Annotated in this window: 11 protein-coding genes and 3 pseudogenes; 1 reads left to right on the top strand and 13 read right to left on the bottom strand. The window is 39.5% G+C overall.

The features are described from left to right. Positions 1 to 25: 25 nt before the first annotated feature. The 8 genes and pseudogenes from NSQ91_RS09510 to NSQ91_RS09475 all read right to left on the bottom strand — a co-directional run bounded on the left by NSQ91_RS09510 (position 26) and on the right by NSQ91_RS09475 (position 6448). Positions 26 to 379, bottom strand: a complete 354-nt coding sequence (locus NSQ91_RS09510) for a hypothetical protein (RefSeq protein ID WP_081388431.1) — start codon at positions 377 to 379, stop codon at positions 26 to 28. Further along, positions 379 to 754: pseudogene (locus NSQ91_RS09505) on the bottom strand (zincin-like metallopeptidase toxin domain-containing protein). Before NSQ91_RS09505 ends, NSQ91_RS09510 begins: the two are co-directional and overlap by 1 nt. Positions 755 to 802: 48 nt before the next feature. Beyond that, on the bottom strand, positions 803 to 1507 hold the full coding sequence (locus NSQ91_RS09500; RefSeq protein WP_340917517.1) for a hypothetical protein: 705 nt from the start codon (positions 1505 to 1507) through the stop codon (positions 803 to 805). A gap of 332 nt (positions 1508 to 1839) precedes the next feature. Continuing rightward, positions 1840 to 2118 (bottom strand): hypothetical protein, encoded by a 279-nt coding sequence (locus NSQ91_RS09495; protein ID WP_076305698.1) that lies wholly within the window; start codon positions 2116 to 2118, stop codon positions 1840 to 1842. Between the two features lie 1214 nt (positions 2119 to 3332). Next, positions 3333 to 3746, bottom strand: coding sequence for a hypothetical protein (locus tag NSQ91_RS09490; protein ID WP_076305700.1), 414 nt, complete (start codon positions 3744 to 3746; stop codon positions 3333 to 3335). A 29-nt stretch (positions 3747 to 3775) separates the two neighbouring features. Then, positions 3776 to 4195, bottom strand: a complete 420-nt coding sequence (locus tag NSQ91_RS09485) for an EndoU domain-containing protein (RefSeq protein ID WP_076301170.1) — start codon at positions 4193 to 4195, stop codon at positions 3776 to 3778. Positions 4196 to 4296: 101 nt separating this feature from the next. After that, a pseudogene (locus NSQ91_RS09480) lies at positions 4297 to 5548 on the bottom strand (IS110 family transposase). Positions 5549 to 5671: 123 nt separating this feature from the next. Continuing rightward, a complete protein-coding gene (locus NSQ91_RS09475; RefSeq protein WP_076305701.1) occupies positions 5672 to 6448 on the bottom strand; it encodes a recombinase family protein in 777 nt (258 codons plus the stop codon). A gap of 175 nt (positions 6449 to 6623) precedes the next feature. Between NSQ91_RS09475 and NSQ91_RS09470 the strand changes: the two genes are divergently transcribed. Then, a complete protein-coding gene (locus NSQ91_RS09470) occupies positions 6624 to 6830 on the top strand; it encodes a helix-turn-helix domain-containing protein (RefSeq protein WP_076220189.1) in 207 nt (68 codons plus the stop codon). On the opposite strand, the gene NSQ91_RS09465 is transcribed toward NSQ91_RS09470, so the two are convergent. The 5 genes and pseudogenes from NSQ91_RS09465 to NSQ91_RS09440 form a co-directional block, all read right to left on the bottom strand. Beyond that, positions 6793 to 7653, bottom strand: coding sequence for a hypothetical protein (locus NSQ91_RS09465; RefSeq protein ID WP_076305702.1), 861 nt, complete (start codon positions 7651 to 7653; stop codon positions 6793 to 6795). The two genes, NSQ91_RS09470 and NSQ91_RS09465, sit on opposite strands and share 38 nt — an antisense overlap. A 567-nt stretch (positions 7654 to 8220) precedes the next feature. After that, the gene (locus NSQ91_RS09460) at positions 8221 to 8736 is read right to left on the bottom strand and encodes a SecY-interacting protein Syd (protein WP_179087561.1); all 516 of its coding nucleotides are present in this window, start codon (positions 8734 to 8736) and stop codon (positions 8221 to 8223) included. A gap of 30 nt (positions 8737 to 8766) precedes the next feature. Further along, a complete protein-coding gene (locus NSQ91_RS09455; protein WP_339247545.1) occupies positions 8767 to 10884 on the bottom strand; it encodes a hypothetical protein in 2118 nt (705 codons plus the stop codon). A 415-nt stretch (positions 10885 to 11299) separates the two neighbouring features. Further along, positions 11300 to 11763 (bottom strand): annotated as a pseudogene (locus NSQ91_RS31990) (SMI1/KNR4 family protein). A gap of 667 nt (positions 11764 to 12430) precedes the next feature. Then, positions 12431 to 12919, bottom strand: a complete 489-nt coding sequence (locus tag NSQ91_RS09440) for a SitI3 family protein (protein WP_076220186.1) — start codon at positions 12917 to 12919, stop codon at positions 12431 to 12433. Between the last annotated feature and the right edge of the window lie 7 nt (positions 12920 to 12926).

Genomic DNA, 12926 nt, shown 5'->3' with positions numbered 1-12926 from the left:
TGATTCCCCTCGAGTTTAGACTCTTTTACTCATCATGATCTTCATCAAAGATAGCTTCAAACTCTTCATTGCTATAATTTCTATCGCTTGGTATATGATAACGTTGAGGTATCCCATTATGATCTAGCACATGATCAACAGCACTGTCTTCATCAGAAACCACGAAAGTAATTTCGTCATCACCTTCATAATCTTTAGGAGTTATATCCGCCAAAACAAGCCACACACAACCCTTAATTCTATAAAACTCATTATAAAATCTAACAGACTTTTCTATATCATCATGTATAACTCCATACAGTTTAAACTTATCCTTATAATCTCGAGCTATCTCCAAAGCTTGGTTAGCTGTTAGATTAGTATTTATTCTTTCTTGCATTATTCATCAAATCCTTTCCAATTCGATAAAGGCCATTGTCCGTTCCTTAGTTTGAATATATATCTTTGTGCTTCATATATTTCTTCAATACTCAATTCACCTTTATTTTTCATAATTTCTCTATAAACATACTCTTCCTTTTCTAAAGTCGATAATTTAATTTTCTTTTCCAAGTTCTCCAAAGTGCTTAGCGTGATAAGATTCATGAACTACACTTAAGTAAGAAGCCTCAGGTCTTAATACGATCTGTCCAGTATTTGGATTGAAACCTCCCACAGCCTTTTCAGGTAGAATAGTTCCCTTCTTATCTATAATAACTTTTATATTATTTAAATTCATTTCGCTTTTAAACTTCTTTATGTCTCTGATACTCATAATTCTTAATCCATCAGTGGTTAATTTATTTTGTCCACTAACAGGAATTTATTCCCATAATTTAAAATCAATAGTCTCTTGCACTAGATCTATTTCTTTTGGAAGCTTTGGCTTTAGCAATCCGCCTTCTGTGGATAATAAAGATTTTTCTGCCGGACCATACAACAACGTTACCATTCCCAGACTATTGAGCCAATGATCCGCTGACCATGCTTCGTCTGGATTAAATGCTCCTTTCGCCATCTCCACTGTTCCCAGTGTTAACCAATCCGCAAACTTCTCCTTTGAATCAAACATATGCTCTGATCGATCTTTGGCTGCTTCATATATCCCGACCGGAATATCTCCTGTTATCCCTAATGTTAACCAGTTAAAAAAGTCATAGGGGGAGTCTGTCGCCTTATCCGCACGAGTTCTTAATGTCCCTACAAAACCCGTTCCAATCTCTTTAAAACTGTCTATCGATTTATAAAAGGCATTTTTAGAATCCTCGGGTTTTGCTTGTTCCTCCGTTTTATTCTTTCTAAACAGATTATAGGAATCCAGTTGGGCGACTGATGAAGTCAATTTCATAACATCTCCCCAAGCCTTTCCACCTTGGTTTGTCATCACATGTACACCCAAACTTACTCCAGTAGCAATCATCTGTTCTATGGTGGTTTGAACGCCTTCCAGTTGCCCTTTTGCCCAGGCTCCCTTCTCCCCTTTTTCCATTGCCGTCCGTAGTAGCAACTGATACGTTTCATTCTGCACTAGTGGTATGCTTCTACTGGTAATCGACGGATCATAATCACATGCCTTAATGGTTCCTAAAATACTCTGCGGACGGTTAAGGCTTGTCTTTCATCCACTTGGATGTACTTCTGACGTTTCTTTGCCTTGTAGCCAAAGGTGGCTCTCCTTCCGGTATAGCCGCCCTGCTCCGCCTTCTTGTACCAGATATGCCGTAACTTAATATCAGCTTGAACGAACTTCTTGTATTGGAAGATGACTAACCTTAGCGGATAAAATGGCACAGGGGAGAGTTATCGCTTCCTCCCATTTCTCTGACGCTACTTCATTCAGGTCAATAACATCCTGAGTTTTCATTTGTCCCTGAATTTGCTTACGGTAATAAGGGATCGTATTCTGCGGCAGAGATTAACCTTGCTGAATCTCCTGAACAAGTTACCCACCTTCGGGGTGAACTGGGACAAGTTCGTCAGCACAGCACATAGATACTTGCTGTTAAACTTAGGTGGATATTGAACCAATGAAGCAAGCGATTCCTTCCCCTTCGGAGCATATACAATCTCCATCCTCATTTGCTCCCCCTTGATTCCCTGCCGCCCAGTCTCCATCAACTGACGCTTCTTGTCATACACCCGACAATAGCCATCCTCCTGTCGCTGATGCTTGCCGTTATAATATCGGGTTCCTTTGAACAGTGTAGCTTGGGTTTTAGTTGTTCAGTACAAGTCAAATGAGCACACAGGTAAAGTCTGTTGAATTGGGGTGGAAATTGTACGATAGCTTCAAGTGGTCTCTTCTCGTCTGGTACATAAACAATTTCAAACCTCGTTAACTCTCCCTCTATAACCTTTCCATACCGTTGTATCAGTTGACGTTTCTTGTCGTAAACTCGACTGTATCCAGCCACTTGCCTTTGATGCTTCTTGTTAGAGTATCGAGTTCCTTTCCATTGATGTATATTCCTCCCTGTAAGCGATAAAGTAAACAATTCTGATATGGGTAACGGTATGTCAAAGGCTACATCACATCGAACAAACAAGATGGCCGTGGCGCAGTCCTTTAATGGCTTAAGCCAAGAATAGAAATGAATCAGACTATCAGGGTGACACTCGATTCTTAACGTGTTCTTTCTTGACTTTGGAACGAAGGTCAATTGATACGAGATATGCAGGTAATGCTCATCATCTCTTACATGTAAATGATACTTGAATCCCTTCTCCATTAATCGAAGTTTAGCATTCAAATACTCACAAAGACGTAATAGAAAAGGATTAAAGAAATCCCAGTATACATCTGTAAACTCTACTACAATACGGTCAATTGAAACTTGTACTCCTTCCATGTTCAGCCCCCAAACCGAAATTATTTAACGAATTTCGGACTATATTAGAGGGCAAGGTGGCTAGCCTAAAACATATCCTCACCTGCATATGTTGACTGGTCGTCACCAGATTGTATTTACAAGATAGCTATCGTAACGACGATCAGTAAAGTTGCGGTCAACATCCTACTTTTTACTGCCCCCTCACTATCAGTAGTCATTCTATCTATCGTGCTCGTTGCGATCTATGTTTCACCACCCATTAGCAAAGTAATCAGATGTAATTGATTTGGAAAACCGAGAGAAAACGAAGATAACAAAAAACAGGTCAATCATGGTGGTATCTGACCATAATCGACCTGTTCAATGTAACGCAATAGCGTTATTTAGGTTATACTTTTAAAGCATCTGATGTGCGTACAAATAAAGTGGTGAAATCTTTATACGGGTATTACATGGGTTAAATGTGTTATTGATTAAATAATGGATTCTTTCGGCACTGGGTAGCCCCCACCAATAATATCGTCAGCTTTGTATCTTCTCCAGAAAAGCTTCAAATACTTTTTTTGTCGCGTCCCCCGAATTTGGGATTAACTCATAAATCCTCTGTAGAATTGAAGGATTTTTTAATATCCGTTTTTTGCTTTCAGTACTAGTAAAACTTCTTAATGCATCAATACATATTTCGAATAACTCTTCATCTTCAGTACTTAGCAGTTTTAACAACATATTCAATTCATCCATGCTAGATTCATTATGCAAACAATATGCTAATTTTCTTTGCCACTCTATTGGCTTATTTAACACTCCGTTTGATAATTCTTCCCAATCCCGTGGGGAGAATTTTAACAGCATCGCCTGTGCAATTGAAAAACCTTCATCATACCAATAATCATCTGAGAAATATCCTGAAAGATAGTCATCAAATTCTGTAAACATTAAAAAACTCCTTTGGATCAGATTACAAGTTAAGGTGCTGTAAAACCACTTAGAAGTTGTGTAGCTCCCCCACCTGTTGGATAGCCCGATACAACATTGTCACCTATTTTAATAACTTCAACTTGAACACCATTAACAGTTCCTCTATGAAGAGTTGCACCATCCGAGGCACGAACTCCAATGGATGCTGTATTACCAGTATCTTTTATACCATTAATAATTTGCGAATCACTCCATGAATCCGGGAATAAAGTGCTCGTTTTAATATTAGATAAATTACCATCAGGAAATTGAGTAGTAAACTTAACTTTTCTTGTTCCATCTGCATTAACTGTTATTTCTTGAACTGCATAATTAGGATTTACATTGTTGATTTGCGGAGAATGACCACCGATCAACTCATTCTTCGTAGGAAGTTTTCTTTGCCCATCTAATATTTTCTTTTCCATTTCTGAACTAATTACAGAAGAACGAACATTTCCCGTCCCCTAAGTAGTAATCTTAAACTCTACTAAAGGAAAGGTGATAACTGTTTTACCAATTACCACCATTATATCATCCGGCTTTTTAGTTCCGTTAGAGGACTCACCGCCCTGTATTCTGTTTTGTTCTTCATCATGCTGTATATGATGTTCACAAGCCTTCTCATGACGCATATGAGGGCTTGCTTCTTCCGTCTTACCTTCTGCTAGCTTCCGTTGATAGAACTCGTAGAACAAGGGATTACGCTGTCTCTTATTCTTCCCTTTGGCTACTTGTATTTGCTGTACGGCAAGGTTGTGGAAGATACTGTTCAGAACTCTATTACCTTGACCGCTTGCTTGGTCTTTGCCTTTGCCACCCGAACTAAAGCGTATCGGTGCGATTCCTGCGAATCGGGCTAGCTTATCTGCACTAGAGAAGCGATGAATATCTCCAATTTCAGCAACCAGTTCTGACGCTGTAACCACATTAATACCGTCCATCGACTCTAGCTTGTAATCGGTTTGGGCTAATACCTGACGTAGCTGTTCCTCTGTCTGCTTGATTAGTTCTCTGCTTCTCCTCATGTCATGAACCATGTTAACGACTAGGAAGTCTCTATATTCTTGGAAGTTTCGCTTCGTCTCCCCATCCTGCCTGACCAGTTCAAGTATTTCTTCTGCTTTACGGGTAGAACAAGTATTGTTACTCGCTTTACGTAAATGCTCCGCTAGTTCTTCGACCCCCACCGTTAATGCTTGATGAGGTGCAAGATACTTCTCCCAGAAAGCAAGGGTGGCTTTACCATCTATGTCACAGAAGAACTTCTTATAAGACGGATAGTGATAGCTTAGTTGTAGGTGCATTTGATTCTTTAAGCCACTGGCATGCTTAACGATAGAATTACGTCTTGCAACCATTTGCCCGATTGTCCAATAAATGTCCTGTGGATTTGCATCTGGTAATTCATCTAGCCTTGCAAGCAACACTTTGGCGATGCAGAACGCATCCCAACTATCTCTCTTTTGAGTAGTCGCATTGCTCATTCGTTCATTGTAGGATAAAGCAGAATTGACTTCTTTAACGACTTGCTTGTTTTCGACTAAGTGAACGGCTAAGGATCTACCATTGCCGCCCGTATCTTCTAACCCATACACAGGGGTCAAGCCTTTTGTACATTGCTTCTTAACGAACTTCATCAATTCATCGAAGGCTGTTGGCTTGTTCTCAATCTGGATTTCGCCTAGTTTATCGTTCCAACAATTGACGATAACCGCTGTATGGTGAGCTTTATGTAAATCCAAACCAACATAAATATGTTTCTGCTTGTAATGTGTCAAAAGGATTCACCTCTGTATACGGATTCTGTCGTGACTTGGGTAAAGAATAGGGGCAACCTCAATGTGAGCGTTATCCTTTCGGTTCGCAATGGGACGCAAGCCTCTCTATTCCATGCCTAATTGTCACAATATAGCTTCATGTAAACCAATGGCTTCTATATCTCCATAGCGGTATGTTCCGCTATAAAAATCTCGTTTGTCTAAGATTCGTTTCACTTGTACTTTCGTAAATAAACTGCCTTGTTGAGTTGTAAAGCCTTCTTCATTCAATGATTCTGCTATTCGAGTCAAAGTCCATGTTGGATGCTGTTCTTTTAATTCAAACACTCTACGGACAATTTGTGCTTGCTTCTCATCTATTTGGATGCACTTCTGACCTTTCTTTGCCTTGTAGCCAAATGTTGCTCTTCCACCTGCATAGCCACCCTCTTGGGCTTTCTGGTTACGACCTCTGCCTAGTTTCAACGCAATCTCCAATCGTTGGTACTGGTCAAGCAATTCCATCAGACCATTTATCAGAAAGTCATTCGGGTCTTTCTTGTGGATACTGTATGTCGGTTGTTCAATACTCCGAACATCAACTCCATGCTTCTTAAACTCTCGATGTACCAATACTTTCACGATGTCAGACCGCCATAAACGGCTTGTGTTGAGAACGATAACTGTATCAATAGATTGAGTGGATAGGGCATTCAACATGCTCTGAAAGCCAATTCTATCCACCTCAAGCGCATCTTCATTGACTTTAGCCCCACTGATACCTTCATCGCTATATATGTTCTTCAAGTTCCATCCTTGCTCCTGACAATAAGAGCGGATTTCATCTTGTTGGTACGCTAAACTGTAGCCATCTTTGGCTTGACCTTGTGTAGAAACTCTTACATAACCGATGACATTCATGCTGTTTCCTCCCCCACCGTTACAGAAATCAGGATTATTGTAACGCTAATACGATACAATCACATTATATATCGCATTACCGTTGCAGTAAATAGGGTTACAATGATATATTCAAAGAAATACTTAGAATAACATCGTAACGGTAATGCGATGCATATTGGTGGAGGGAAAATAAATGCCTATTCGAGTACGATTACAAGCCATATTGGATGAACGGGGGATGTCTCAACGGGAATTAGCTCGTTTAATGAACATCCGCCCAAACACGATAAGTCATCTCTGCTCCGATAATGTTAACTCGGCTTACTTCGATACATTGGAACAGATATGCCGAACTCTTAACATCAACCTGCATGACTTACTTGTACTGGAAGATGATTAATCTGACCACATAGAACCGCACATGGAAGTGTTATGGCTTCCTTCCACTGTGCCGCTGCTACCTCATCGAAATTCAATGTAGGTCGCTCTCGCATTTCCTCTACAATCAACCTTCGGTAATAGCCCGACACATCCTTTTGTTGCAGTTCTCCGCTCATTAGCCCACTCACTCTTTCCCGTTGTTTGGGCTTTAAATGTTCTGGATGAGTCAGATGGGTGCACAGATAAAACCTGTTGAACTTGGGCGGAAACTGTATGATAGCTTCAAGTGGTATCTTCTCATCAGGTGCATATACAATTTCGAACCTCGTTAACTCCCCCTCGATGACCTTTCTATGCCGACTCATCAACTGACACTTCTTATCGTAAACTCTGCTATAACCTGCTACTTGTCTTTGATGCTTTTTATTGGAGTAGCGAGTACCTTGCCAAGTGTGCATATTCCGCCCTGTAAGTGATAAAGTGAACAACTCTGATATAGGTAACGGAATGTCAAACGCCACATCACATCGTACAAAAAGGATTTCTCTGGCGTAATCCTTTATTGGCTTTAGCCATGAATAGAAATGAACTAAACTATCGGGATGGCACTCAATTCTTAGCGTATTCTTTCTTGACTTAGGAACAAAGGTAAGTTGATAGGAGATGTGTAGGTAATGCCCACTATCTCTGACATGTAAATGATACTTAAACCCCTTTTCTTTCAAACGAAGGTTAGCATTTAAATACTCTCGAAGACGTAATTGAAAAGGATTAAAGAAATCCCAATATACATCCGTAAACTCTACTACAATACGGTCAATTGAAACTTGTACCCCTTCCATGTTCAGCCCCCAACCGAAATTTTTTAACGAATTTCGGACTATATTAGAGGGCAAGGTGGCTAGCCTTACAACGTTGCCTTACCTGTATATGTTGACTGGTCGTCACCAGATTTCTTTCCTGTACCGTAATCATCGTTGCAAGTGTCAGTTACGTTGCGGACAGCGTCCTATTTTTTTCATAACACCTTTACTATAGTTGTCGTGCTATCCATCTTGAAAGTTGTGATTCATGTCTTTCTCACCCTCACTATCGTTATATGGTAATCTACAGTTGCTAGTAAATTTTGAAAAAACCGCAAGATAACAAAGGTAACAAAAAACAGGTCAATCATGGTGGTATCTGACCATAATCGACCTGTTTTTTGTAACGCTTTAGCGATAATTAGGTTATACTTTTCGAGCATTACTGTGCGTACAAGCGAATTGAAGAAATCTTTATTGTGGTATTACAAGGGTTAAGTATGTTACTGGTTGAATAAAGAATTCATTCGGCACTGGGTAGTCCCCACATGATACATTAGAGGAATGGAAATTCTACGTCATCACAAAGAGTTCTATCCAATGATATTATCTTTTTAGCCGTAAACTAGTAATTAATAGCTCAATACTCTCTGAAATCACTTCGAATGAATTTCTTTCGAAGTCCTCGAGTTTCACAGAACCATCTTCGTTGTCAACCACTACGTTAAGCCCGTTGCCTTCTATCCCTAATGGAATATTCTCAAGTTTGTTGTCGTGGTTATTCTTGTATCCTTTAAGCGTGTTACTATAAGAATCAATATCTGCCTTTTGTAGTACCGATTCTAGTTTTATATAATGGTCTTTAATAAATCCATCTAAATCGGCAAAATAATATGAATTAAAATATTCTATAACAGACGGATGAATCCTGACACCTAAGTCCTCTTCTAGTGAATTGAAATCATAAAAGTCTTTTTCGACAGGTTGCCATGAGATGTACTCATCCTCGTCAACCTCCCCAATGTAAATAAGAGATTCAACATCTTCATCGAATGGTGTTTTAAATAAAAAGTCCAATCCTTCCTCAGCAATTTCTTTCCTTAATGAAAAATATTGATTCATAGCTTCCTTTATAGACAAACATATCACCCTCTACTTGTTTAAGAATTTTTCTAGTAATTCAGCATATTGGCTATCACTACCCCAAATTCCTGCTTCTTTTTCAGCATTGTGTATTCCACCTGACCCAGGATGTAATTTTGATGGTACTGCAACAGCTTGACCACCGCCCCCAATATGATGGTGAATAAGAGTGTCATTATTCAGTTCTTTAATATTAAACTGTGGGAAGTGTTCTCTGAACTGCTTATCATTAATTGGTGAAAAACCTAATTCAATTTTTTGTTTATTGGCTTTACTTATACTTTCAGGATATTTTTCCATTACCTCTTTCCAGTAATAATCTTTATCTCGTAACCATCCTTCTGAATTTGTACCATTCTTTCCCTTACCTACATATGGCATTTCCACTGTCAATTTAGGGTCAGCGGCATATTTAGCCTCGAGTTTACTTAGATCAGCATTCCGATATGTTCTAATTGGATGGTCAACATTACCCATCCCCTCAACCGCCTTCACTTCTACATCCTTTATTGAATGGTTACTGTCACCCTTCCCTTCCATCTTCTCTCTTAAAATCCGGTCCATTTCATTCTTAAAATTGATTTGCATCGGGGTCTGTGGAAGTGCCGGCGTATCTATATCTAGATTATTTATCTTGAATTGAAAACCTTCATTTGTGCTAAATGCCGGCAACGGTTTTTGTACCTCAATACCTTTTACAGAATCTAACCCTTTTGGAGGCTTTAGACCTCCGCCTCCTGTAGGAAGCAAAGATTTTTCTGCCGGACCATACAACAACGTTACCATTCCCAGACTATTGAGCCAATGATCCGCTGACCATGCTTCGTCTGGATTAAATGCTCCTTTCGCCATCTCCACTGTTCCCAGTGTTAACCAATCCGCAAACTTCTCCTTTGAATCAAACATATGCTCTGATCGATCTTTGGCTGCTTCATATATCCCGACCGGAATATCTCCTGTTATCCCTAATGTTAACCAGTTAAAAAAGTCATAGGGGGAGTCTGTCGCCTTATCCGCACGAGTTCTTAATGTCCCTACAAAACCCGTTCCAATCTCTTTAAAACTGTCTATCGATTTATAAAAGGCATTTTTAGAATCCTCGGGTTTTGCTTGTTCCTCCGTTTTATTCTTTCTAAACAGATTATAGGAATCCAGTTGGGCGACTGATGAAGTCAATTTTATAACATCTCCCCAAGCCTTTCCACCTTGGTTTGTCATCACGTGTACACCCAAACTTACTCCAGTAGCAATCATCTGTTCCATGGTGGTTTGAACGCCTTCCAGTTGCCCTTTTGCCCAGGCTCCCTTCTCCCCTTTTTCCATTGCCGTCCGTAGTAGCAACTGATACGTTTCATTCTGCACTAGTGGTATGCTTCTACTGGTAATCGACGGATCATAATCACATGCCTTAACCGCTGGTTTCTTAAAATAAGTGCTTAGATCCTTACCCGCCTGGTACTGGACCTCGTCTATACCCAAGGATTTCAGCTTCTTGCGTGCGTCTTCCGCTAGCTTATGCATTGCGTCCATTTGAGTCTGATTTCCAAACGCCTGATATACCTCATAGGCTGTCTGCGCCTTCGCGATCTGATCCCGCGCCAGGTAGATATCCTTCAGTTTACTTTGCGCGGCTATAGAGTCGATCGTTCCCAATCCTGACTTTTTAACAGTTGCCTCGAGCTTCTGCACCATAGGATCACTATTCAACTCATCCCAACCCATCAGAGTAGCAATTGAGGTGATCAGATTCGTGACCGCTTTCTGAGCCGTCGTCGGAATAGAAGACTGCCCAATTGCACTTCCGCTCCCAAACCTTTCGAACATCCCCCCAAGAACACCGAGCTGCTGAAAAAGTTGATTTGCCTGCCGCTTATTCTCATCCTGTGCGCCTTGAACACCTTTTATCGCGCCTCGAATGATGTCTTCCAATTTTTCCGCTTCTACCGTCAGTTCGTTGATAAGCGTCTGAGCTCGTATCAAATCTGAACCCAGCGGAATCCCACCCCAGTTATTGGTCTGACCTCTCAGCTGCAAGTACAGCCGGTTAGTATCTTGGCTTACCAGTCTTATTTTCGTCTGCAGGCGCTCGACTTCATCTTCTTTAAATACCATTTTGTCCAATGCCATTTATGACCTCCAGTTCTTACACTTAGACCATCCAATGCACTACTTTTTTCGACCCCTCAGGTCTTTATGTACTACTTCATATTTAAAAACTTAAGTATTTGGAGCGCACACCTAACCTATATATCGGCGTAACTTCCCATTATTTTACTTTAAATCCTTTCTTTTTTATTTTTTAATTCTAATCACTGCTGTACGAATAAGTAGACAGCAAAAAAACAGGTTGATTATAGTAGTAGCTCCCTATAATCACCTGTTAACTGAACGCTATAGCGTTATTTACGTTATACTTTTCGAGCATTACTGCACGAACAAACGAAATGCCTAAATCTTTATAGAAGTATTACATGGGTTTTATGTGTTGTTACTGGTTAAATCATAGGTTTATTCGACACTTCTTGATAGCCCTTCATGCTTTCTATTCAGATAACATTGTTAGAAATCCCTCGAAACTGTCTGCCACATGATAGCTGATTGGATCAAGTTCACCAGAATTTTCATGATCCCACACACAAACCTTTGGATTATTTCTAGATTCACAAAAATCTAAACATAGAAAATCACCAGCAAATAGAATCGCTATTGGTAAAATATCAACTCCAATCAAATCCTCATTATCGGTAAGCCTATCTTCAATTTGAGTTAGTGTTACATCAATATCATATGATTATCTCTGGGTGTTTTTAATAAGCATAGAAATCTGTCTATAGCATAGTCATGATTATTACATTTAAAACTACTATTTATTGGTCTACCACCGTTATTCACTTCTAAAAATGAAACAAAATCATTTGGTAACTTAATTCTCCAGAATCCTTCTTTTCTTCTAAACAGATCTTCCGTTGGTAAGGGTAGTATTATTGTGTTTGGATCAACCTTCATTTTATCCCCCCTCAATTTTCACTTTATGATTATGATTGAAATAAAGGTTTTAATTCAATTAAAAGATTCACTTGTCTTTGGGTATCCTCAGCCCGAAACGTCTCCTTACCTGTCTATGTCAACTGGTCGTCACCAGATTTGTTTATTCACGACAACCATCCCGGCAAGTAGTCCATTCGTTGTTCGTTGTGGACAATATGCAGATAAGTCCTGACAACATTAATAGTCGGGCTAACTACTCCAAAAGATGCTTTGCCTTTTCATCCTCTCTATCGGGGCGGCGCATTTTACAGTTGCGTAAATTTTGAAAAACCGCAAGAAAACGAAGACAACAAAAAACAGGCCAATCATGGTGGTATCTGACCATAATCGACCTGTTTTATGTAACGGAATAGCGTTATTTGGGTGATAAAATTAAAGCATTTATGTGCGTACAAACGAAATGGCGAAATCTTTATACGGGTATTATATGGGTTATATGTGTTATTGGTTGAATGATGGGTTCATTCGGCAATGGGTGGGGTCTGTACCAAATAGCCGCCGCGACAGTGCCATGAGCAAAAAACTGCCACAACACGGGCGGCTAGCTCGCATTGTGGCAGTTTACATGGGTTATAAGTGTTATTGGTTGATTGATGAATTCATTCGGTAAGGGGTAGTGCCTTCTTTATTCTAAAAAGCTCCCCTCATAATAACTATATCTATGTCCCTTAAGAATTTCAGTAAAACAACCATTATCCCAGACATGTGATGAATTATCCAAATATACATGTCCTTTGGTAAAGAAAGATAATTCATTATCACCATTCGATAAAAATAAAGCATTTAAATTATTGTTTTTCATCAAATTGAACACTAGAGATAGCACAAACTTAATGGATTCATCATTGTATAAATTGTTTATAAAGCGAATACTTAATGTACTTTCATACACAAACTCACTTCTCAAAAACTGAGTGTCATAAGCGTTATACGGATATTCGCCAGACTCCGTTAAGTAAACAGTCAAACCAAGTGATTTTTCAAATTGACTAATTCTAATTCCTTTTGGAAAGTCTATTGCATCAATATCTGTATAGCCCATTGATACAAGTTCTTGCAATAAACAGGATTCAGATATTTTTTGTTCTGTTTTGAGAGAATACTCAATAGCCACTTGACCA

This window comes from Paenibacillus sp. FSL R7-0048 (genome assembly GCF_038004505.1).
Lineage (GTDB): Bacteria > Bacillota > Bacilli > Paenibacillales > Paenibacillaceae > Paenibacillus_AQ > Paenibacillus_AQ odorifer.
The sequence above is the reverse complement of the archived record's forward strand: the minus strand, read 5'-3'. Positions and strand labels throughout refer to the sequence as shown.